Origin of the sequence: Streptomyces sp. E2N166 (assembly GCF_003671715.1) — a bacterium.
Lineage (GTDB): Bacteria > Actinomycetota > Actinomycetes > Streptomycetales > Streptomycetaceae > Streptomyces > Streptomyces thinghirensis.
In genome coordinates, this window is record NZ_RAIF01000012.1 from 890,306 (window position 1) to 911,358 (window position 21,053).

The 21,053-nt window shown below is 71.5% G+C and carries 19 protein-coding genes and 2 pseudogenes; 11 read left to right on the forward strand and 10 right to left on the reverse strand.

What is annotated here, in order from left to right; genetic code table 11:
• Positions 1-107 precede the first annotated feature (107 nt).
• The 6 genes from EBH09_RS11795 to EBH09_RS11820 form a co-directional block, all read right to left on the reverse strand.
• Positions 108-1,226, reverse strand: coding sequence for a hypothetical protein (locus EBH09_RS11795; protein WP_121746939.1), 1,119 nt, complete (start codon positions 1,224-1,226; stop codon positions 108-110).
• 73 nt (positions 1,227-1,299) lie between these two features.
• A complete protein-coding gene (locus EBH09_RS11800) occupies positions 1,300-2,280 on the reverse strand; it encodes an SCO2521 family protein (protein WP_121746940.1) in 981 nt (326 codons plus the stop codon).
• 1 nt (position 2,281) lies between these two features.
• Positions 2,282-3,247 carry an SCO2522 family protein gene (locus EBH09_RS11805; protein ID WP_193776242.1) on the reverse strand — a complete coding sequence of 322 codons (966 nt, stop codon included), beginning with the start codon at positions 3,245-3,247 and terminating at the stop codon, positions 2,282-2,284.
• Positions 3,244-4,161 (reverse strand): SCO2523 family variant P-loop protein, encoded by a 918-nt coding sequence (locus EBH09_RS11810; RefSeq protein WP_121746941.1) that lies wholly within the window; start codon positions 4,159-4,161, stop codon positions 3,244-3,246. Before EBH09_RS11810 ends, EBH09_RS11805 begins: the two co-directional genes overlap by 4 nt.
• Positions 4,162-4,163: 2 nt before the next feature.
• Positions 4,164-6,008, reverse strand: coding sequence for an SCO2524 family protein (locus tag EBH09_RS11815; protein ID WP_121746942.1), 1,845 nt, complete (start codon positions 6,006-6,008; stop codon positions 4,164-4,166).
• Between the two features lie 54 nt (positions 6,009-6,062).
• Positions 6,063-6,836 (reverse strand): SCO2525 family SAM-dependent methyltransferase, encoded by a 774-nt coding sequence (locus EBH09_RS11820; protein WP_121746943.1) that lies wholly within the window; start codon positions 6,834-6,836, stop codon positions 6,063-6,065.
• Positions 6,837-7,091: 255 nt separating this feature from the next.
• Between EBH09_RS11820 and EBH09_RS11825 the strand changes: the two genes are divergently transcribed.
• Positions 7,092-7,634, forward strand: a complete 543-nt coding sequence (locus EBH09_RS11825; RefSeq protein WP_121746944.1) for a GNAT family N-acetyltransferase — start codon at positions 7,092-7,094, stop codon at positions 7,632-7,634.
• Here EBH09_RS11825 and EBH09_RS11830 read toward each other — a convergent pair.
• Entirely contained in the window at positions 7,631-8,326 is a 696-nt protein-coding gene (locus tag EBH09_RS11830) for a TerB family tellurite resistance protein (protein ID WP_121746945.1), read from the reverse strand. The genes EBH09_RS11825 and EBH09_RS11830 overlap by 4 nt on opposite strands.
• Before the next feature lie 184 nt (positions 8,327-8,510).
• Positions 8,511-10,232: a 2-isopropylmalate synthase gene (gene leuA, locus EBH09_RS11835; protein WP_121746946.1), complete on the reverse strand. Its 1,722-nt coding sequence runs from the start codon at positions 10,230-10,232 to the stop codon at positions 8,511-8,513.
• Positions 10,233-10,582: 350 nt separating this feature from the next.
• Between leuA and EBH09_RS11840 the strand changes: the two genes are divergently transcribed.
• The 9 genes from EBH09_RS11840 (at position 10,583) to era (ending at position 18,139) form a co-directional block, all read left to right on the forward strand.
• Positions 10,583-11,653 carry a M4 family metallopeptidase gene (locus EBH09_RS11840; protein ID WP_121746947.1) on the forward strand — a complete coding sequence of 357 codons (1,071 nt, stop codon included), beginning with the start codon at positions 10,583-10,585 and terminating at the stop codon, positions 11,651-11,653.
• Between the two features lie 21 nt (positions 11,654-11,674).
• The gene (locus EBH09_RS11845; RefSeq protein WP_121746948.1) at positions 11,675-11,941 is read left to right on the forward strand and encodes a protealysin inhibitor emfourin; all 267 of its coding nucleotides are present in this window, start codon (positions 11,675-11,677) and stop codon (positions 11,939-11,941) included.
• 56 nt (positions 11,942-11,997) lie between these two features.
• Positions 11,998-13,302: a GH1 family beta-glucosidase gene (locus tag EBH09_RS11850; RefSeq protein WP_121746949.1), complete on the forward strand. Its 1,305-nt coding sequence runs from the start codon at positions 11,998-12,000 to the stop codon at positions 13,300-13,302.
• A gap of 121 nt (positions 13,303-13,423) precedes the next feature.
• Positions 13,424-14,503, forward strand: a complete 1,080-nt coding sequence (locus EBH09_RS11855; RefSeq protein ID WP_121746950.1) for a PhoH family protein — start codon at positions 13,424-13,426, stop codon at positions 14,501-14,503.
• Between the two features lie 12 nt (positions 14,504-14,515).
• A complete protein-coding gene (ybeY, locus tag EBH09_RS11860; RefSeq protein WP_121746951.1) occupies positions 14,516-15,013 on the forward strand; it encodes an rRNA maturation RNase YbeY in 498 nt (165 codons plus the stop codon).
• The gene (locus tag EBH09_RS11865) at positions 15,010-16,314 is read left to right on the forward strand and encodes a hemolysin family protein (protein ID WP_121746952.1); all 1,305 of its coding nucleotides are present in this window, start codon (positions 15,010-15,012) and stop codon (positions 16,312-16,314) included. Before ybeY ends, EBH09_RS11865 begins: the two co-directional genes overlap by 4 nt.
• Complete coding sequence (locus EBH09_RS11870) at positions 16,311-16,694, forward strand: MmcQ/YjbR family DNA-binding protein (RefSeq protein WP_121746953.1); 384 nt, start codon at positions 16,311-16,313, stop codon at positions 16,692-16,694. Before EBH09_RS11865 ends, EBH09_RS11870 begins: the two co-directional genes overlap by 4 nt.
• Before the next feature lie 67 nt (positions 16,695-16,761).
• Positions 16,762-17,115, forward strand: coding sequence for a cytidine deaminase (locus tag EBH09_RS11875; protein WP_121746954.1), 354 nt, complete (start codon positions 16,762-16,764; stop codon positions 17,113-17,115).
• Between the two features lie 70 nt (positions 17,116-17,185).
• The gene (gene era, locus EBH09_RS11880; protein WP_193776243.1) at positions 17,186-18,139 is read left to right on the forward strand and encodes a GTPase Era; all 954 of its coding nucleotides are present in this window, start codon (positions 17,186-17,188) and stop codon (positions 18,137-18,139) included.
• Positions 18,140-18,176: 37 nt separating this feature from the next.
• Here the strand turns inward: era and EBH09_RS11885 are convergent, their stop codons facing one another.
• Both EBH09_RS11885 and EBH09_RS11890 read right to left on the reverse strand, forming a co-directional pair.
• Positions 18,177-19,310, reverse strand: coding sequence for a PfkB family carbohydrate kinase (locus EBH09_RS11885; RefSeq protein ID WP_238697305.1), 1,134 nt, complete (start codon positions 19,308-19,310; stop codon positions 18,177-18,179).
• 295 nt (positions 19,311-19,605) lie between these two features.
• Positions 19,606-19,814 (reverse strand): annotated as a pseudogene (locus EBH09_RS11890) (glucarate dehydratase); the annotation flags it as partial.
• A gap of 204 nt (positions 19,815-20,018) precedes the next feature.
• On the opposite strand from EBH09_RS11890, the pseudogene EBH09_RS11895 reads away from it, so the two are divergent.
• Positions 20,019-21,053 (forward strand): annotated as a pseudogene (locus EBH09_RS11895) (MFS transporter); the annotation flags it as partial.

Sequence of the window (21,053 nt, forward strand, 5' to 3'; positions counted from 1 at the left end):
CCGGCGGAGGGCCGCCGATACGTCGGACGCGAGGGCGAGTTGGCGGCTACTGCCCGGGGTGACACGGTGCCGTCGTTACTCCCCGGGGAGTAACAGGGGACCGGCGGTCAGGCCCGGTCGACCATCCAGTTGCCGTCCTCCTCCGCGTCGACCCGCACCTCCAGCTCCCGCAGGCCCATGCCCGCGTCCCAGAGTTCCCGGAAGCGCTTCAGCCGGTCCCGTACGTAGTCCTGGCGCGCGGTGAGCCGGGTCCGGACGTTGACGTCGCGCAGGTCCTGCTCGATCTCGAAGGACACCTCCTCGTCGTAGAGGATGAAGTCGTTGGTGGTGCCGCGCTGGAGGTGCGGGGGCAGTTCGGGCAGGACCGCCGCGCGGACGTCGATGCGCCGCAGCTCCTGCTCCTCGCACAGCCGCAGCAGCCGGTCGTCCAGCTCGCGGGCGCTCTCCAGCAGGAACAGCCGGCGCACCGACACGCCCTGCTCGTCGATCGCCGCCTGCTGGGCGTCGAGGTAGCGGCCGGCGGGCTCGCTGTTCCAGAACTCCCGGTCGACGGAGGTGCTGGTGGCGCAGATGGACTGCTCGGCGGCGCGGGTGAGGGTGAGCATCCAGTCGTGGTTCTCGCCGGGGCACTCGGCGCTCTGGTTGGTGAGGTCGGCCATGTGGCCCACCACCCGCGCCATCTCCAGGTGGACGAAGGTGTGCAGGATCGAGGGTTCCGGCAGCAGGACGTCGGCGAAGCCCTTGGCCAGGTCGGGCACGCTGTCGATGCGGGCGCGGTCCAGCTGGGGGTAGGGCTCGGAGGGCCGGTGGTTCACCTGGGTGACGTGGGTCTCGACCAGCTGTTTCACGTCCTCGGTGTGCCGGGTCAGGCCGGTCTTCAGCTCGTCGTCGTACCGGTTCAGGCCCTCTCGTACGGCGGCGGTGTTCTCGGCGAGGGCGCTCTCCACCCGGCGGGTGTGCTCCTCCAGACGGATGTGTCCCGGCCGTGGGGCCAGGCCGAGGACGTACTGGACCAGCACCGCGGCGCCGGCGCAGAGCACCGCGGCCCCGAACTGCCGCAGCGTGCCGTCCTCGGGGCTCAGCAGTGCGACGACGCTCCAGAAGAGGGCACCGACGACCAGGGCGACCAGCAGCATGCGCGCCCATGGGGACTCCCCCCTCATCGCGTCGGCCGGGCCCGGTGCGCGGGCCGTGTCGTCGGGCTGGGGTGACTGTGCCGTGCTCATCTCGCTTCTCCCCCCGTTGGGATACGCGTCGGATCGGGATGCGGGGATGTGCGTGGGAGGTGCCGGCGCCCGGTCAGGGCACCGATTCCACCTCCCGGTGGGGCGCGGGAACGGCCTGGAGGGTGAGCTGGTCGCGGATGCGCTGCACCAGGGCCTGCCACTGCCGGCTGAAGCCGGGCCGCTCCTCCAGCGGGTCCCACAGCGGAGCCAGTTCCCTGGGCACCCTGGCCCGGGGCATCCACAGGTGCAGCAGGTGGTCGACGGCGGGACGCAGCGCCCTGACGACGGCGGTGGCGTCCTGCGCGGCCGAGCCGCCGAGGCGGATGCCGTCGAGCATGCGGACGACGGTGGTGAGCAGCCAGTCGTGCAGGGCGAGGTCGTCGCAGAGTGCGGCGAGGTCGGCGCCGGTGGTGCCGTCGGGCACGCGCAGGCGCACGGTGCGCAGTTCGTCCTCGGCGAGGGTGAACCGTTCGATGGACGGGCCGTCGCCCGGGTCCGCGGGCAGGGCCACCCAGCGCAGCCGGGTGGGCCGGGACCTGAAGGGCGGTCGCTGGTCGAGCAGGGCGTGGCGCAGCAGCCGGGTGAGCAGTCCGTCGGCGATCAGCCCGACGTCGAGGTCGCCGTGGCGCCCGCCGCCGAGCACGCCCTGCGCGACGGCCTCGTTCGGCAGCTTGCCGAGGGGTTCGACCACGCCGGGGCGTACCAGGTACTCGCCCCACGGCCGCCGCTGGTCGGGCCCGGTGGCGGGGAGCCGGAAGTGGGCGGAGGTCTGCAGGACGCGCCCCTCGGTGAGCGCGGCGTGCGCGGTGACGGTACCGACCGCGCGGATCCGGGCGCCGTTGGCGCTGGGCAGCGGGCAGTCGACGCCGGTGAGGGTGTCGGGGGAACGCGCGTAGAGGCCCGGGCGCTCGGAGAGCAGGACGCGTTCGTCGGCGCGCAGGGCGAGGAGTTGGGCGGCGGAGCGGATGTCGAGGGCCTGCCGGGCGGGCAGCAGGCAGGTGCGGACCTCGCCGCAGGCGAGTACGGCGCGCGGTGTGCTCTCCCGCGGCAGCATGTCAGGGCCCCGAGTAGTAGACGTAGGAGACGCGGTCGGCGACCGAGTCGGGGACGGCCGTGCGCTCCCGTCCGGAGCGTTCGGCGACCTGCCCCAGTGCGCCGGGGTCCACCTCGATCTGGTCGAGGATCACGCGGACGGCGTGCTCGACGGGGAGGAAGCGGGTGGGCAGGACCGAGCAGGTCCGGTAGGCGGCGAAGGGGTCGGCGTGGGCGTTGAGTCGCAGCAGGGAGGGCAGTTCGTCCCAGGAGTCGGGGAAGCCGGTGCCGGTGTGCGGCTGGGGCACGAGGACGGCCTCGCCCTCGTTGCGCAGCAGTCCGAGGCGGGCGAGCTGCCACACGGCGGCGAGGAAGGGGCAGGACCAGGTGCGGTGCCCGTCGGCGTCGTCGCTCCACAGCTCGACGTCGAGGAAGACGGAGTGGCGGCGGGCGGCGGTCTCCCGGGGCGGCTGCCAGGCGGCGGCGCGCTTCATGGCCTGCGGGGCGCGGGCGACCGGGCTGCGTTCGCCGTTGGCCAGCCAGCCGGTCTGCGCGGCGGGCGGGCGCAGGCCGTAGCTGCCGGGCGGCGGCGACTCGACGATGCGGCCGGCCACCGCCTCGGCGACGGGCACCTTGCCGGTGGTGGCGCAGCCGGACTCGCGGGCCAGGTAGTCGACGCTCAGCCCGGCCCGCTCGGCCTCCGCGAGGAGCATGGGGACGACTTCGGCGGGGGTGGAGAAGCGGGTGAAGTAGTCGTCGACGAGGAAGCAGGTGCTGATCCGGGCGCGTCTGCCGCCGGCCCGGGCGGTGGCGGCGGTGCGCGCCGCGTCGGCCCAGGGGCGTACTTCGGTGAAGTGCCGGCGCAGGCGCTCGGGACCGGCCTCGAAGTCCTCCATGTAGAGGTGGCCCAGCTCCAGGGAGAGGTGGGCCAGCGGCACCGACTGGGTGCGCGGCTCGGCGGCGGTCTCCCGGAACACCGCGTCCGTCATGGCCGCCCCCAGTGCGAGTCGTCCGTCAGGCGCCGGGCGATCTCCTCCAGCGCTTCCAGGGTCTCCTTGTTGGCGATCTGGGTGGAGAGCACGTCCTCTTCGGTGATCAGCTGCTCGCGCCACTGGAGTATGGGTTCCAGCGGTACGACGCCGAGGACGACGCTGTCGCCGATGCGGTGCTCGGCGGCTAGCCGGCGCAACGCCTCGTCGCAGGCCTGCATCCAGGCGGCCTGGGCGGGCGAGCCCTGGGACCACAGCGGCGACTCGGGGTCGGGCACGGCGGCCCGCACGAAGCGGACGGCGGCCTGGAGCGCCTCCTTGTCGTGGCCGCGTTCGACGCCGCCGCCGATGATGCCGTGGTCGGCGTGGACGAGTCCGGAGGCGGCGATGACGTGCTGCCGGGTCCAGCGGTGGAAGACCAGCCAGCGGAAGGGGACGTTGCGCATCCGGGGGTGGGCGGTGGCCGCGAGGACCATGTCGACGGCGTAGCTGCGGCCGGCGCTGAGGTCGACGACGGTGACGTCGAACTCGCCGTTGAGCCGCAGCAGCAGGTCGATGCACCGCTCCAGGGTCTCCTCGCCGGTGGCGAACTCGCCGCCGCCCGCGTCACCGGGGAGCAGGACGAGGCGGCCGGACTGGTTCGGGCGGGCGCGCAGCAGGGGGTGCTCGGTCTGCCGCCAGACGTCGATCCTGGCCGGTTCGGCGACCTCGCCCTCCAGGTAGGAGTGGAGGCCGCGTTCCTCGGTGCCGCGCATCGCGCCGGGCACGTCGAAGACGGCGGCGGCGGTGGGCGAGCCGAAGTCGAAGTCCACGTACGCCACGTGGTCGCCGGTGAGGGCGCGCTGGTACGCCAGGTTGGCGCTGGTCACCGAGCGCCCCGTGCCTCCTTTGTCGGAGGCGGCGAAGACGAGCACGCTCACACCTCCTGGGCGGCGGCGCCCCTGGCCTGGGCCAGGGTGTCGAGTTCCTGGAGCACGGGCAGGGCCAGGGCGAAGGCGGTGGCGGGCCGGTCGTCGACGAGGCCGCGGGCGTGGTCGAGGCGGCTCTCGATGCTGCGCATGGCGCGGGCTCTGCTGCCGTCGGCGGCCGCGGAGGCCTCCAGCTGCTCCTTGCCGAACAGGTGGGTGGCCTCGCTGAGCAGTTCCCTGGCCAGCTCGGCGAGTTCGGGACTGCGGATGGGCTGCTGCTCGTACAGGTTGCGGGCGGCGACGAGGCATTCGGTGACGCGCTCGGTGATGCTCCAGGACATGCGCAGTCCGACGTCGCGCGCGTCGGGGTAGACGGCCCGGACGTTGTCCCAGAGGCCCGCGCCGTCCTCGTCGTCGATCCGCCGGGTCCACAGGTGCTCGAAGGACTGCTCGGCGAGGCGCAGCAGCCGGTCCTGTGCGCCGATGTTCCGGGATAGTTCGGCGAGTTGGATGATCCGCTTGAGGAGCTGGGCCGAGAAGTCGGTCATCCGCCACAGGAGGAGCCCGCCGGAGCGCTCGGACCCGGCGAGCGGCATGGTGACGCCGGGGTTGTGCAGCCGGATGGTGGGGTCGTCCTTGGTCATCCGGCTGGTGACCCGGCCGCGGTCGGCGAGGCGCTCCATGATCGCGACGGTGCGGGTGAGGTCGTCGTCGGTCGCCTTCCGGCGGACCAGGTCGTGGACGAGGATGGCCGCGACGGTCAGGGAGAAGTACTCGGACTCCAGGCGCAGGCCGGTGGTCTGCCAGGGCAGGTCCTCCAGGGGCCAGCGTTCGGTGCCGAAGCGGGCGATCGCGGACCAGTACTGCTGGCTGAGCTCCCAGCGCAGGCGCAGTGCCTCGGCGAGTTTCTGCTGGTCGGCGTCGAGCAGGCCGAGGGTGAGGGTGCGGTCGGAGAAGAGGTCCTGGATACCGTCGAGGGCGACGACGGTGAAGTACACGTAGGGCAGCCGGTCGGCGATGCCGACGGGCTGGCCGGGGACCGGGACGCTCAGGTCGGTGATCTCCGGGGCGTCCTGGACGACGCCCCAGGCCCAGCCGCACTCGAAGAGCTGGCTCTCGTCGCGGATGCCCTCGTCGACCTCGATGCCGCGGCTGAGGCTCTCGATGATGGTGGCGCGCAGCGGGCGTAACTTGCGGGAGAACTGCTGGAGGACGGCCCGGTCGGACTGTCTGCCCTGTCCGACGACCTGGATCAGCCGCCTGCCCTGCTCGGACTCGGCGTCGAAGACGTTGACGGTGAAGGAGCGCAGCAGGCTGACCATGGCGGCGGTCAGCCGGGCGTTCGTGGCCTCGCGCAGTTCACCGATCGCCCTGCGCACCTCGGGGCGGGTCGTGGTGCCCTCGTAGACCTTGAGGAATCCGAGGGTGGCGAGGCAGAGGGTGACGGACATGGAGTAGGAGTCGACCACGCCCAACTGGCCCTGCTCGTGCGTGATCTGCCCGTCGGGCTCGGCGGGCCGGAAGTAGTGGCCGCCGGAGAAGGTGGGGCTGTCGTCCGTCCCGGTGTGGGTGCGCATGAACTGGGTCAGCGCGGTGATCAGGTTGGGCGGGATCTCCAGCCGGCTGCCGATCCGGTCGAGGGCGCGCAGGACGTCACGTTCGGTGGTGTCCGGCTGGTCGAGACGGAAGGCGGGGACCTCGGTGGCCGGATAGAGCAGGCACAGCAGGCGTTCGGCGTCCGCGACGCTGCTCAGCCCGTCCGTGTCGCCCCACAGCAGTTTCCCGTCGTCGAACGAATGACGGGCCATGGCCTGCCAGATCTCCAGCATGTGCTGGCGTGGCTTGATCTGCATCCCCGCACCCCTCGTACAGATCTCGTTGCCCTGTGTTCAGCATGGTCCCCGTTCCTAGGGGGCGGCAACCTCCGAATTGCGCCGCCCCAGGGCGAGGATCATTCCCTCGTGTCCCGGCCGCACCATGTGGTGCAGATCGTGGATCTCCAGCTCTCCGGTGAACGGTTCCAGGCTCTCCCTGACCCGGCTCTCGTTCACCCGGTAGGCCGGGTAGTCGTGTTCGCCGACGCGGTAGCCGACCGACTCCTTCATGAACGCTGCGGCGAACGGCGCGCCTTCGCTGAGCGCGTTCATGAAGCACCGCACTCCCCGCTGGAACTCCTCGGGGCACTCGGACATCGAGTCGGCGACGAAGAACATCGTCCCGATGTCCCAGCGCCGGTGTCCGTGCTCAAGGTCGAACAGGTTGCCGCGCTCCACCCGGACGATCTCGCTGACGCGGCTCCTCGGTTCGACGGCGGCGTAGGAGGGTGACTCGCGCAGCACCTCCCAGAACGCGTCCCACGCGGTGTCGTACCCGTCCGGGGAGACCTGCTTCTCCAGGTATTCGACGTTCGGGCGCGCGTATTCCAGCAGCAGCGTCTTCTCGCACCACGGCAGCATGGAGAGCGCGGGGTAGAGATTCGCACCGGCACCGACGTCGACGCCCCGCACCGAATCCGGAACGCCTCCGGAGAAACAGCGGCTGAAATAGTCACGCATCAACCGGACGATCAGCAGATCGACTTCGAGTGGCACCCGGTAGTTGTTGTCGACATACACCTCTGGATCGAACTTCGACCAAGGTGCGTCGGCATTGCGATCCATAGTCACCCTGCCGCGTTCCATTCGATTCCGGACAAGCCCCAGTGTCGTGCACGGTAAGCCACCAGGACATGTCGAGACAGCCGGGAACACGCCAGTCCTCTTCCGCCGGGCGCACGTCCGGCGCATCGTCGCACACTCGAACTCGCCCTTGCACGGGGGAAGTTGGAAGCTCACTCTAGCCAGAAGGGGGCACCGGCCGCCACAGGAGGGCTCATTCCTTCGTGAGCGTTTCCGGTGTCGTCGAGTTGACGTCCGCACGTCCTGACTGGGGGTGGCATGACCGCCGAACCGCTGGAACGCTCCTTGGACCGCCACGAGCAGCTCACGAGGCCGGATCCGTACCCCGCGACACTGCCCCTGGTCCTGCGGACGGCGCGGGAGTCCGACCTGCCCGAACTGCGGCGGCTCGACGAGGAGGTCTTCCAGGAGGTCGCCTATCCCGGCTTCCTCCTGCGCCAGCTCTTCGACATGTACGAGGAACACTTCCTGGTACTCGACGACGGCACGGGCCGGCTGCGCGGTTACGTACTGGCCGCCACCCGGGCGCTCGGCGGGGACAGCTGGATACTCGGCCTGTGCGTCACCCAGGACCGGCGCCGGCACGGGCTGGGCCGGGAGCTGATGACGGAGGTCCTGACCCGGTTGCACCGGGACGGCATAGGGGTGGTCCGCCTCACCGTGGAGCCGGCCAACCTCGCCGCCATCCTGCTCTACCGCTCCCTGGGCTTTCGCCCCGAGGAACCCGACGGCGGCCTCCGCCCGGACTACTTCGGCCCGGGCATGCACCGTCAGATCATGCGCCTGGACATTGCCGCCTAGGAGGGCGTGCCCGCCGACTCCAGGAGGCGGGTCACGTCGTCGGAGCAGATGGTCAGGGCCGCGCCGACCGTCGCCAGGGCATCGCGTTCGGCGATGGTGTAGGGGCCGTCGGCCAGGGCGATGCGGGCGCCCTGGAGGAGGATCGACTCACGGCCGACGGCGGCGAGGTGCGGGGCCAGCGGGTCCAGCGCCTCGTGCAGCTCTATGGCCAGGCCGGGTACACAGGGCTCCCCGTGGACCCGGCCGGTGTCCGCCTCCAGCGCTTCGACGAGCGCGTTCAGCTGGTCCTCGGTGCAGTCCTCGAAGCCGGCCGCGCGCACCGCGACGGCCGCCGTCTCCAGCGACGTACGGGAGCAAGTGCCGCCCGCGGCCAGGACCGCCAGGGCGACGGTGTGGACGGCGTCGCGGAGCATCGCGGAGAAGCGGGTGGTGGTCGGGTGGTCGAGGACCTCGGTGCCGTAGTGGCGGCGGCAGGCCGCGCACTCGACGGTCGGCGCGGACTCGCCGCGGGGCAGCACGGGCACGCCGAGCATGGTGAAGCGGCGACGGCCGGTGAGCCGCTGGTAGTTGCGGTCTCCTCCGCAGCCGGGGCAGAAGAACTCGCCGTCGCCGACGGGTGTCCACGCGGTGCGCGTGCCCAGGATGCGCGGCAGCCGGGCAGCTCGGTCGTTTCGTCCCCGTTCAGGCAGCACGTCGCACCTCCGTAACCGCGCGACAGCATCGTCGCGCTGGCGTGATGTTAGCCACATCACGGACGTGGAGTCAGTACCCGGGAAGAGACCTTTCCGTGACCTGCACACGGAGATGGCCGGTATACGACGGGGCCCCGCCCGCCGTTTTCCGGCGAGCGGGGCCTCAAACCGCCGATTCGGCTGGTCAGCGAGGAGCGCGGTTGACGGCGGAGACGACGGCCTTCAGCGAGGCGCGCGTGGTGTTCGCGTCGATTCCGATGCCCCACAGCACCTTGTCGCCGATGGCGCACTCGATGTAGGACGCGGCCTGCGCGGAGGCGCCCTCGCTCATCGTGTGCTCCTGGTAGTCCAGCAGGCGTACGTCGATGCCGACGCCCTGCAGGGCGTGGAAGAACGCCGAGATCGGGCCGTTGCCGGTGCCGACCAGGGTGGTCTCCGCGCCGTCGACCGTGGCTTCGACGGTGAGGGTGTCGATGCCGTCGACGTCGGTCGTGGTCTGGCCGTTGGCGACCTGGATGCGGCCCCAGGGGTTGTCCGGGTTGGGCAGGTACTCGTCCTGGAAGAGGTCCCAGATGGCCGTCGGCGTGATCTCGCCGCCCTCGGCGTCCGTCTTGGCCTGGATCAGCTTGGAGAACTCGATCTGCATCCGGCGCGGCAGGTCCAGCTTGTGGTCGTTCTTCAGGACGTAGGCGATGCCGCCCTTGCCGGACTGCGAGTTGACGCGGATGACCGCCTCGTAGGAGCGGCCGACATCCTTGGGGTCGATCGGCAGGTAGGGGACGGCCCACTCGATGTCGTCGACGGTGACGCCCTTGGCCTTCGCGTCGGCCTCCATGGCGTCGAAGCCCTTCTTGATGGCGTCCTGGTGGGAGCCGGAGAAGGACGTGTAGACCAGGTCGCCCACGTACGGGTGGCGCGGGTGGACGTCCATCTGGTTGCAGTACTCCCACGTGCGACGGATCTCGTCGATGTCGGAGAAGTCGATCTGCGGGTCGACGCCCTGGGAGAACAGGTTCATGCCCAGGGTGACCAGGTCGACGTTGCCGGTGCGCTCGCCCTGCCCGAACAGGCAGCCCTCGACGCGGTCGGCGCCGGCCATCACGGCGAGCTCGGCCGCGGCCACGGCCGTACCGCGGTCGTTGTGCGGGTGGACGGACAGCACCACGTGCTCGCGGCGGGAGAGGTTGCGGTGCATCCACTCGAACCGGTCCGCGTGGGTGGAGGGGGTGGAACGCTCCACGGTGGCCGGCAGGTTGAGGATGATCTCGCGGCCGGGGCCGGGCTGGTAGGTGTCCATCACCGCCTCGCAGACCTCCAGGGCGAAGTCCAGCTCGGTGTCGGTGAAGATCTCGGGGCTGTACTGGTAGCCGAACTCCGTCTCGGGGCCCAGCAGCTTCTCGGCGTACTCCATGACCAGGCGGGTGCCGTCGACCGCGATCTGCTTGATGTCGTCCCGCGAGCCGCGGAAGACGACGCGGCGGAAGACGGGGGCGGTGGCGTTGTACAGGTGGACGGTGGCCCGCTTGGCGCCCTTCAGGGACTCCACCGTGCGCTCGATCAGGTCCTCGCGGGCCTGGGTCAGTACGGAGATCGTCACGTCGTCCGGAATGGCGTCCGGGTCCTCGATGATCGACCGTACGAAGTCGAAGTCGGTCTGGCCGGAGGCCGGGAAGCCGACCTCGATCTCCTTGTAGCCCATCTTGACCAGCAGGTCGAACATCGCGCGCTTGCGGGCGGGCGACATGGGGTCGATCAGCGCCTGGTTGCCGTCGCGCAGGTCGGTGGAGAGCCAGCGGGGGGCGGTGGTGATGCGCCGGTTCGGCCAGGTGCGGTCGGGGATGTCGACCTGCTCGTACCCGCGGTACTTGGCGGTCGGCATGGAAGTGGGCTGCTGGCGGTTGGCCATGATGGCGTGGGCTCCTCGTGATGTCCGCGGTGTGCGCGACGTCCGCGACGTCCGCGTGTTCCGGAAGGACGGCCGACGGCACCACCAAGCTCCGCGGGGAGGGAGTCGGCCTCTACAGGCCCTCGCCGCGGCAGCTAAGGAGAAGCAGCCCGAAACGCATGATGCCCAGCACCCTAGCCGAGCCACGCCGGTCACGCGGGTCCGTATCAGTATGCGGGACCACGGAGGGAACCGGGACAAAAAGTGCCGTATACCACTCGCGGCCGGCCGCAGGGCCGTATTGTCACTGCTTTCATCAATCGTGGTTGCGGGTGGTGACAGTCGCGTCACGCAGTGCGAGGGTGCCGGACATGACGACATACGGGGGCTTCGAGCCCGTCTTCTGCACCATCGTGCCGCCCCACGTCCTCGACAGGCTCGCCCAGCACGAGGACCCCGTGCTCGCCGGTCCCGCCCGCCGGACCCTCCAGCGCGACGCCTTCGAACGCACCCACCGCCGGCTGACCACGGTGATCGGCGCCCCCACCGTCGCCCCGCGCGCCGACGCCGAGACCGGGAAGCCGCAGCGCACGATCTTCGACGCCAGGCACGGCACCGACCTGCCGGGCAAGAAGGCGCGCGGGGAGGGCGAGGAACCCGGCAAGGACGCCACCGTGAACCGCGCCTACGTGGCCCTCGGCGCTACTTTCGAGCACTTCCTGAAGGTGTACGGGCGCGACTCCGTCGACGGCGGCGGGCTGCCGCTGGACGCCACCGTGCACTACGACCGCGAGTACAACAACGCCTTCTGGAACGGCGAGCAGATGGTCTTCGGCGACGGGGACGGGGAGATCTTCCTCGACTTCACCATCCCCCTCGACGTCATCGGCCACGAGCTGACCCACGGCGTCACCCAGCACACCGCCAATCTGACCTACTACGGCCAGCCGGGCGCCCTCAACGAGTCGGTCTCCGACGTCTTCGGCGCGCTCATCAAGCAGTACTCGCTCGGCCAGACCGCCGCCGAGGCCGACTGGCTGATCGGCGCCGGGCTGCTCGCCCCGCGGGTGACGGGTGTGGCGCTGCGCTCCATGAAGGCGCCGGGCACGGCCTACGACGACGACGTCCTCGGCAAGGACCCGCAGCCCGCGACGATGGACGACTTCGTGCGCACCGGCCGCGACAACGGCGGCGTCCACATCAACTCCGGCATCCCCAACCACGCCTTCTACCTGGTCGCCACCGCGCTCGGCGGGCACGCCTGGGAGCGGGCGGGCCTGGTCTGGTACGACGTGCTGACCGGCGGCGAGCTGGCGCAGGACGCGCTGTTCGCGGACTTCGCGACACTGACGGTGAAGGCCGCGCGGGAGCGCTACGGCGACGCCGAGGAGCTGGAGGCGGTGCGCAAGGCCTGGGAGCAGGTCGGGGTGCGCACGCTTTGATTCCGTACTAGACACGGACCCATGCGGATTCAGGTGAGGCGCACAGGAGGCTTCGCGGGCATCGAACGCCACGCGGAGGTCGACACCGCGGGACGCCCCGACGCGGCCGAGTGGCACGCCCTGGCGGAGCGGGCGGCCGCCAACGGCCGGGGCACGCCGCCCGTCGGGGTGCCGGACGGCTTCAGCTACCAGATCACCGTGGACGGGAAGACGGTGTACGCCGCCGATCCCCGCCTGACGGACGAGCAGCGGAGGCTGATCTCGCGGGTACTGAAGGAGGGTGCGTAACGCCGTTGCCGGCCAGGGCGTTGACTTCCCGCACCGGCCCTGCGGATGATCCGCGCATGGCGACGATCCCGGTACCCCGGTTCCCGGACGGCTTCCTGTGGGGCGTGTCGACCTCGGCGCACCAGATCGAGGGCGCGGCCGAGCTGCGGGGACCGTCCGTGTGGGACGTCTTCACGTCCGAGCCGGGGCGGGTGAAGGACGGCTCCACGGCGGCGGTGGCCTGCGACCACTACCACCGCTACCGCGAGGACGTGGCGCTGCTGGCGGACCTTGGCGTGGACGCGTACCGTTTCTCGGTCTCCTGGCCGCGGGTGGACTCCCCCGGCGGCCTCGGCTTCTACGACCGGCTGGTCGACGAGCTGTGCGCGGCGGGCGTCCGGCCGGTGCCGACGCTCTTCCACTGGGACCTGCCGGCGGGCCTGGACTGGCTGGAGCGGGACACGGCGTCGCGTTTCGCCCAGTACGTGTCGGTGGTCGCGGACCGGCTCGGCGACCGCGTCGACAAGTGGATCACCCTGAACGAGCCCGCCGAGCACACCCTGCTGGGTCACGCCCTCGGCGCACACGCCCCCGGCCGGAAGCTGCTGTTCGACGCCCTGCCGGTGGCCCACCACCAGCTGCTCGCGCACGGCCTCGCGGTACGGGCCCTGCGCGCGTCCGGCGCCGCCGGCATCGGGATCGCCAACTCGCACGGTCCGACCTGGCCGGCGTCGGACGAGACGGCCGACCGGGAGGCGGCGGACTTCTACGACGTCCTCCTGAACCGGCTGTTCGCCGACCCCGTGCTGACCGGGCGGTACCCGGACGGCATCGGCGAGCTGATGCCGGGGGACGTGCGGGCGGACCTGGAGATCATCGCCGAGCCGCTGGACTGGTACGGCGTGAACTACTACGCGCCGACGAGGGTGGGCGCCCCGCAGGGCGCGGAGACCGAGTCCGGGGGCCTGACCTTCCCCGCGGAACTGCCCTTCTCGGTGCGCGGGATCGAGGGCCGGCCGCTGACCGACTTCGGCTGGCCCGTCGTCCCCGAAGGGCTCACCGAGCTGCTCACCGGCTTCCGCGACCGCTACGGCGACCGGCTCCCGCCCGTGGTCATCACGGAGAACGGCTGCTCCTACGAGGGGCTCGACGACCAGGACCGCATCACCTACCTCGACGGGCACGTCCGCGCCCTGCACCGGGCGCTGGAGGCGGGCGTGGACGTGCGCGGCTACTTCGTGTGGTCGCTGCTGGACAACTTCGAGTGGGCCGAGGGGTACGCGCGCCGGTTCGGGCTGGTGCACGTGGACTTCGCGACGCGGAAGCGCACGCCCAAGGCTTCGTACCGCTGGTTCCGGGAGATGGTCCGCGCCCAGCGGTGAGCGCCGGTCGGATAAAAACCTCGGTGCTGTCGGCGGGGAGTCGTACGCTGGAGGAAGCAGAGCACACCTGTCACGCGGCTCACGCCGCAGAGGAGGACGAGCAGGCCTAGAGCGCCGGCCCATGACTCAGACACCCACAGCTCACACCCCCGCGCAGGGGCAGGCGAGAGCACAGTTCACCGTCCCCGCCCAGCACCCCATGGTGACGGTGCTGGGATCCGGCGACTCCCTCCTGCGCGTGATCGAGAAGGCCTTCCCGGCGGCCGACATCCACGTCCGGGGAAACGAGATCAGCGCGGTCGGCGACACCCATGACGTCGCCCTCATCCAGCGCGTGTTCGACGAGATGATGCTGGTGCTCCGCACGGGGCAGCCGATGACGGAGGACGCAGTGGAACGCTCGATCGCCATGCTCAAGGCGAGCGAGAACGGGGAGAGCGACGGCCAGGAGACCCCGGCCGAGGTGCTCACGCAGAACATCCTGTCCTCTCGCGGCCGCACGATCCGCCCCAAGACGCTGAACCAGAAGCGGTACGTCGACGCGATCGACAAGCACACCATCGTCTTCGGCATCGGCCCCGCGGGCACCGGCAAGACCTACCTGGCGATGGCCAAGGCGGTGCAGGCCCTGCAGTCCAAGCAGGTCAACCGCATCATCCTGACCCGCCCCGCGGTCGAGGCCGGCGAGCGGCTCGGCTTCCTGCCGGGCACGCTCTACGAGAAGATCGACCCGTATCTGCGCCCGCTGTACGACGCGCTGCACGACATGCTCGACCCGGACTCGATCCCGCGGCTGATGGCGGCGGGGACGATCGAGGTCGCGCCACTGGCGTACATGCGCGGCCGGACGCTGAACGACGCCTTCATCATCCTGGACGAGGCCCAGAACACCAGCCCCGAGCAGATGAAGATGTTCCTCACCCGCCTCGGCTTCGAGTCGAAGATCGTGATCACGGGTGACGTGACGCAGGTCGACCTGCCCGGCGGCGCGAAGTCCGGTCTGCGGCAGGTGCAGGACATCCTGGAGGGCGTGGACGACGTCCACTTCTCCCGGCTGTCGTCCCAGGACGTCGTCCGGCACAAGCTGGTGGGCCGTATCGTCGACGCGTACGAGCAGTACGACAGCAGGAACGGCACCGAGAACGGCGGCCACAACGGCGGTCGCGCACCCAAGCACGGTGCCAAGGCCAAGGGGAAGTAGACCAGCACGACCATGTCGATCGACGTCAACAACGAGTCCGGAACCGAGGTCGACGAGCAGGCGATCCTCGACATCGCCCGCTACGCGCTCGCGCGGATGCGCATCCACCCGCTCTCCGAACTCTCGGTGATCGTCGTGGACACCGACGCCATGGAGCAGCTTCACATCCAGTGGATGGACCTGCCGGGGCCGACGGATGTCATGTCCTTCCCGATGGACGAGCTGCGTCCGCCGGCGAAGGACGAGGACGAGCCGCCGCAGGGGCTGCTCGGCGACATCGTGCTCTGCCCGGAGGTCGCCACCAGGCAGGGCACCGAGGCACCCACGCAGCACTCCATGGACGAGGAGCTCCAGTTGCTCACCGTCCACGGCGTGCTGCACCTGCTCGGGTACGACCACGAGGAGCCGGACGAGAAGGCCGAGATGTTCGGTCTGCAGGCCGCCATCGTGGACGGCTGGCGTGCGGAGAAGGGCCTGACCGGCCCGTCCCCGGCCCCGACCGTCTCATGAGCCTCCCGCTGATCGCGGGCGCGGTCGCCCTGGTCGTGATCGCCTGGCTGGCCGCGTGCGCGGAGGCGGGGCTCGCCCGGGTCTCCAGTTTCCGCGCCGAGGAGGCCGTGCGGTCCGGGCGGCGCGGCGGCGAGAAGCTCGCCAAGGTCGCCGCCGACCCGACGCGCTACCTCAACGTGGCGCTGCTGGTCCGCGTCGCCTGCGAGATGGCGGCCGCCGCACTGGTGACGTACGCCTGTCTGAAGCAGTTCGACGGGACCGGCGAGGCGCTGGTGGTCGCCATCGCGGTCATGGTGCTCGTCTCGTACGTCGCCGTCGGGGTCTCCCCGCGCACCATCGGACGCCAGCACCCGCTGAACACGGCGACCGCGGCGGCGTACGTCCTGGTACCGCTGGCCCGGATCATGGGCCCGATCCCGTCGCTGCTCATCCTCATCGGCAACGCCCTCACCCCCGGCAAGGGCTTCCGCCGCGGCCCCTTCGCCTCCGAGGCGGAGCTGCGCGCGCTGGTCGACTACGCCGAGAAGGAGTCCCTGATCGAGGCCGAGGAGCGCCGCATGGTGCACTCGGTGTTCGAGCTGGGCGACACGCTGGTGCGGGAGGTCATGGTCCCGCGGACCGACCTCGTCGTCATCGAGCGCTACAAGACCATCCGGCAGGCGCTCACCCTCGCCCTGCGCTCCGGTTTCTCGCGGATACCGGTCACCGGTGAGAGCGAGGACGACATCGTCGGCATCGTGTACCTGAAGGACCTGGTCCGCAGGACGCACATCAGCCGGGACGCGGAGAGCGACCTCGTCTCCACGGCGATGCGCCCGGCGTTCTTCGTGCCCGACACCAAGAACGCCGGTGACCTGCTGCGCGAGATGCAGAAGGAGCGCAACCACGTCGCCGTCGTCATCGACGAGTACGGCGGCACGGCGGGCATCGTCACCATCGAGGACATCCTGGAGGAGATCGTCGGCGAGATCACCGACGAGTACGACCGGGAGCTGCCCCCGGTCGAGGAGCTGGGTGAGGACCGCTTCCGGGTCACCGCCCGCCTCGACATCGGCGACCTGGGCGAGCTGTACGGCCTGGAGGAGTTCGACGACGAGGACGTGGAGACGGTGGGCGGTCTGCTGGCGAAGGCGCTGGGCCGGGTGCCGATCGCCGGTGCCTCGTCGATCGTGGAGCTGCCGGACGGCCGCGAGGTGCGGCTGACGGCGGAGGCCGCGGCGGGCCGCCGGAACAAGATCGTGACGGTGCTGGTGGAGCCGGTGGGCGCGGTGAAGAGCGCCGAGGAGGCCGTACCGGAATGACCCCCGGGGAACTGCGCGACTTCTGTCTGTCCTTCAACGCCGCGGTGGAGGACTTCCCCTTCAGCCCCGAGATCTCGGTCTTCAAGGTGCTGGGCAAGATGTTCGCGCTGTCCTTCCTGGACGCGCGCCCCCTCACCGTCAACCTGAAGTGCGACCCGGACGACGCGATCCGGCTGCGCGCCGGCCACCCGGGCCTGATCGTCCCGGGCTGGCACATGAACAAGCGGCACTGGAACACGGTGACCGTGGGCGGCGGGCCCGACGGCGAACCCGGTGGCGGGCTCCCGGACCGTGTCGTCCGGGAGCTGGTCGAGGACTCGTACGACCTGGTGGTCGCCGGCCTGCCGCGCGCGGAGCGTCTCCGTCTCGACCGTCCCTGAGCCCGCCGTCCGGCGGTTGCTCGGGGTGACCGGGCCGGCGGTCGGCGGGGCTACGTATGCTCGCCTCATGACCGAGACTCCCGACCTCGACCCCGAGGACCGCAAGATCGTGACCCTGGCCCGTTCCGCGCGGGCCCGCAACGGTGTGCCCGAGGGCGCGGCCGTACGCGACGAGACCGGCCGTACCTACGTCGCCGGGACCGTCGGCCTCAACTCGCTGAAGCTGAGCGCGCTGCGGACGGCGGTGGCGATGGCGGTGGCGTCCGGCGCGAAGTCGCTGGAGGCGGCGGCCGTGGTGACGGAGGCGGAGTCGGCGGCGGAGGAGGACCGGGCGGCGGTGCGGGACCTGGGGGGACCCGGGACGCCGCTTCTCGTCGCCGGTCCGGACGGCACGGTGCGCGACACGGTGCGCGCGGGCTGACCCGGCCGTCGCGGGCCCGGTGGGCGACCGTGGTGCGGCGGGGCTCCGGGGATCAGGGACAATGGGCGCCATGAGCGTTCGTACCCAGTCATCCGAAGAGTCGGCCGAAGCTGTCCACAGGGCCGGTTTCGCCTGCTTCGTGGGCCGCCCCAACGCGGGCAAGTCCACCCTCACGAACGCTCTGGTCGGGCAGAAGGTGGCCATCACCTCGAACCGTCCGCAGACGACCCGGCACACCGTGCGGGGCATCGTGCACCGCCCGGAGGCGCAGCTGATCCTGGTGGACACCCCGGGGCTGCACAAGCCGCGCACCCTGCTGGGCGAGCGGCTCAACGACGTCGTACGGACGACGTGGGCCGAGGTGGACGTCATCGGCTTCTGCCTGCCGGCCAACGAGAAGCTGGGCCCGGGCGACCGCTTCATCGCCAAGGAGCTGGCGGGGATCAAGAAGACCCCGAAGGTCGCGATCGTCACCAAGACCGACCTGGTGGACTCCAAGACCCTGGCCGAGCAGCTGATCGCGATCGATCAGCTCGGCCAGGAACTGGGGATCACCTGGGCGGAGATCGTCCCGGTGTCGGCCACGGCGAACCAGCAGGTCGACCTGCTCGCGGACCTGCTGACCCCGCTGCTGCCCGAGGGCCCCGCGCTCTACCCCGAGGGCGACCTGACCGACGAGCCCGAGCAGGTCATGGTCGCCGAGCTGATCCGGGAGGCCGCGCTGGAGGGCGTCCGGGACGAGCTGCCGCACTCCATCGCGGTGGTCGTGGAGGAGATGCTCCCGCGCGAGGACCGCCCCGCCGACAAGCCGCTCCTGGACATCCACGCCAACGTCTTCATCGAGCGTCCCAGCCAGAAGGGCATCATCATCGGCCCGAAGGGCAAGCGCCTGAAGGACGTCGGCATCAAGTCCCGCAAGCAGATCGAGGCGCTGCTCGGCACGCCGGTCTTCCTCGATCTGCACGTGAAGGTCGCCAAGGACTGGCAGCGCGACCCGAAGCAGCTGCGGCGGCTCGGCTTCTGAGAGCGCCCGGGGGTCCTCCCGGGAGCGTGCCCGGTCGTCAGGCCGGGGGGCGGAAGCCGATGGTCGGGACGGCGCGGCGCAGGGGCCACGGTGCCACCAGGTCGGCCGGGACCAGGTCCGCGAGGAACGCGTAGCGGCGCAGGGCCGTCGGGTCCTGGCTCTCGACGGACTGGACCTTGCGCCACCAGGTGGCGATCTCGCACCAGCCGGGCGCCGACAGCGAGCCGCCGAACTCCTGGACGGAGAGGGCGGCGGTCAGACCGGCGAAGGCCAGGCGGTCGGCCAGCGGCCAGCCGGCCAGGGTGCCGGTGACGAATCCGGCGACGAAGACGTCCCCGGCGCCGGTGGGGTCCAGGGCCTCGACCTCGATGGCCGGGACCTCGGCGCTCTCCCCCGTACGCCGGTCCACCGCGTACGCGCCGTCCGCGCCGAGGGTGACCACGGCGAGCGGCACGTGCTCGGTCAGGGCGTGCGCGGCTGCGCGCGGGCAGGTGGCGCCGGTGTAGCGCATGGCCTCCTCCGCGTTCGGCAGGAAGGCCTCGCAGTGCGCGAGGTCGGGCAGCCCGGCCAGGTCCCAGGCGCCGGTGTCGTCCCAGCCGACGTCGGCGAAGACGCGGGTGCCGCGCGCGGCGGCCTGGGCGATCCAGGGGGCGCGGACGCCGGGTGTGAGGGAGGCTACGGCGGCACGCGCGCGGGGCGGGCAGTCGGGGGACGGTTCCTCCGGCGGCGGCTCGTGGCCGTGGGAGACCATCGTGCGCTCGCCCTCGTACGCCATCGAGACCGTCACCGGCGAGTGCCAGCCGGGCACGGTGCGCGAGGGGGTCAGGTCGATGCCCTCGCCCTGCGCGAGGGCGTCCCAGCAGTAGTCGCCGTAGTGGTCGTCGCCGAAGGCCGCGGCCAGCGAGGTGCGCAGCCCGAGGCGGGCCAGCGCGGTAGCCATGTTCGCCACGCCACCCGGGCTCGACCCCATCCCGCGCGCCCAGGACTCGGTTCCCCGCACCGGTGCGGAGTCCAGCCCGGTGAAGACGACGTCGAGGAAGACGGTGCCGGTCAGATACACGTCCCAGGGCGGGTCCTGCGGTGCGCGCAGGGCGGCGAGGGGATCGACCTGGGGCTGGTGGTGCGATCCCTCGTCCGGGACGTGGCGGTGTGTTCTCTCGGCGGCCGGCATGACGGGCATGGCGGGCACGCCGGACGCGGTGGACACGGTGGACGCTGTCACGGTGCGCTCCCTGGCGTGGTGCGGACCCCGCCAGTGTGCACCACGCCGCTGACAACCCGACGGCGTCGGGGCCGGTGGCAGCGGAGCGTGGCGGCCGCGTCGTCGCGGTCCCGGAGGTACCGTCGTCGTCGAGCCAGCGGCGGTGGAGGAACTCCAGCCGGTCACGGTCGAGTTCGACGCCGGGACCGGGCGCGTCGGAGACCGTGGCCCTGCCGCCTGCGAAGGTGAGCCGCTCGGTGAGCACCTCCGCGGTCGTGAACAGGCCGTTGAGGTCGGAGACCTGCCGGCCGACCGGCCTCGCGGCCGGGGGACGGGCCAGTTCAAGGTATTTCGCGTCGCCGTAGGTCTCGCCGATCCCGGCGCCCCGGCGGCGGTCTCCACCGCGATGATCGGGCGGGGAGTGTACGGCTGGCGGACGCCCTGGAGATCAGGCGGGCGGACGGGAGCCGTCAAGGGGGCGGCAACTTCCTCACGAGACGCGAGCGCTCACCGCTACCCAGGCCCGAAACGCTCAAACCCATCTGTGCCTCAGATCACACCCCCTCGCCTGTTTCTCGCCTCTCCGCGCTTGATACAAATTGCCCGCGCGTTCCTGTCCGTCGACGGTCGTCGCCCCCTCCCCCTCCCACCTTCCTTTCGCATGCCCTGGGAACGCCCGTGTTCGCCCCCCGCACCACTCCCTGGCCCCTCGTCGCCCTTTTCACGGCCGGGTACCTGCCTCCGTATCTGCTGCCCACCACCGTCGGCAGACTCGACACCAGCCTTGCGCTGACCACCACTCAGGCCGGCGCCGTCGGCAGTGCGCTGTTGCTGAGTTCGGCGACCGCGGGTTTCCTGCTGGCCTCCCGGGTGCGGCGGACCGGCGCCCGGGTCCTGGCCCGTCTCGGGCTCGCCCTGGCCGTCCTCGGCTACGGCGCCGCCTCGCTCACCACCGCCGTCCCGGCCGTCGTCGCCGGCGTGCTCCTCGGCGGCTTCGGGTCGGGTACGGCGATGACGGTCGCCGCCACCCGGATCGCCACCGAGAAGGACCCCCACCGCGCCTCCACCGCGGGGCTGCTGACCGTGTCCGCGCTGGCCGGCGCGGTGTATCTGACGGTGCCGCACCTCGGCCGGGCGCACGGGCTCCCGCTGGCCGCGATCGCGCTGACCGCGCTCGCGGTGTGGCCACTGACCGGCCGGCGACGTGCTGTGCTGGTCCCTCGCGCAGAACTCCCTGTGGGGCGTCAGCGGCCGGATCGGGCTGACGCAGGCCGGCCTGGGCGACGCCGCCCTCGGTGTCGTCTTCGCCGTGGCGCTCGGCGCGGGACTGGTCGGCGTACTGGTGGCCGGCGCGCTCGGGCCGCGGCTGGGGCGGGCGATGCCCGTCGGGGCGGGGACGGTGGTCATCGCCGTCTGCATCGCCCTGACCGCGTCCGCGACCACTCCCACGGCCTTCGCGGCCGGGGAGATCGCCTGGAACACGCTGTACCCGGTCGTGCTGTCGTACCTGATCGGCCTCGCCGCCTCACTCGACCCGCGCGGCCGCTGGGCGGTCCTCGTCGGGTCGGCGTCCTCGCTGGGCACGGCGGCCGGGCCGCTGGCCGGCGGTGTGCTGTCGGCGCAGGCCGGCTACCCGGTGATGGGCCTGGTCCTCGGCGCCGGTCTGCTGCTGGTCGCCGCCCCGATGACCGCCGTCGCCCTGCACACCGGCGG

Coding starts and splice junctions, on each gene's coding strand:
- EBH09_RS11795 (WP_121746939.1), bottom strand. CDS start 1,226: ATGAGCACGGCACAGTCACCCCAGCCCGACGACACGGCCCGCGCACCG.
- EBH09_RS11800 (WP_121746940.1), bottom strand. CDS start 2,280: ATGCTGCCGCGGGAGAGCACACCGCGCGCCGTACTCGCCTGCGGCGAG.
- EBH09_RS11805 (WP_193776242.1), bottom strand. CDS start 3,247: ATGACGGACGCGGTGTTCCGGGAGACCGCCGCCGAGCCGCGCACCCAG.
- EBH09_RS11815 (WP_121746942.1), bottom strand. CDS start 6,008: ATGCAGATCAAGCCACGCCAGCACATGCTGGAGATCTGGCAGGCCATG.
- EBH09_RS11820 (WP_121746943.1), bottom strand. CDS start 6,836: ATGGAACGCGGCAGGGTGACTATGGATCGCAATGCCGACGCACCTTGG.
- EBH09_RS11825 (WP_121746944.1), top strand. CDS start 7,092: ATGACCGCCGAACCGCTGGAACGCTCCTTGGACCGCCACGAGCAGCTC.
- leuA (WP_121746946.1), bottom strand. CDS start 10,232: ATGGCCAACCGCCAGCAGCCCACTTCCATGCCGACCGCCAAGTACCGC.
- EBH09_RS11840 (WP_121746947.1), top strand. CDS start 10,583: ATGACGACATACGGGGGCTTCGAGCCCGTCTTCTGCACCATCGTGCCG.
- EBH09_RS11845 (WP_121746948.1), top strand. CDS start 11,675: ATGCGGATTCAGGTGAGGCGCACAGGAGGCTTCGCGGGCATCGAACGC.
- EBH09_RS11850 (WP_121746949.1), top strand. CDS start 11,998: ATGGCGACGATCCCGGTACCCCGGTTCCCGGACGGCTTCCTGTGGGGC.
- EBH09_RS11855 (WP_121746950.1), top strand. CDS start 13,424: ATGACTCAGACACCCACAGCTCACACCCCCGCGCAGGGGCAGGCGAGA.
- ybeY (WP_121746951.1), top strand. CDS start 14,516: ATGTCGATCGACGTCAACAACGAGTCCGGAACCGAGGTCGACGAGCAG.
- EBH09_RS11865 (WP_121746952.1), top strand. CDS start 15,010: ATGAGCCTCCCGCTGATCGCGGGCGCGGTCGCCCTGGTCGTGATCGCC.
- EBH09_RS11870 (WP_121746953.1), top strand. CDS start 16,311: ATGACCCCCGGGGAACTGCGCGACTTCTGTCTGTCCTTCAACGCCGCG.
- EBH09_RS11875 (WP_121746954.1), top strand. CDS start 16,762: ATGACCGAGACTCCCGACCTCGACCCCGAGGACCGCAAGATCGTGACC.
- era (WP_193776243.1), top strand. CDS start 17,186: ATGAGCGTTCGTACCCAGTCATCCGAAGAGTCGGCCGAAGCTGTCCAC.
- EBH09_RS11885 (WP_238697305.1), bottom strand. CDS start 19,310: ATGCCGGCCGCCGAGAGAACACACCGCCACGTCCCGGACGAGGGATCG.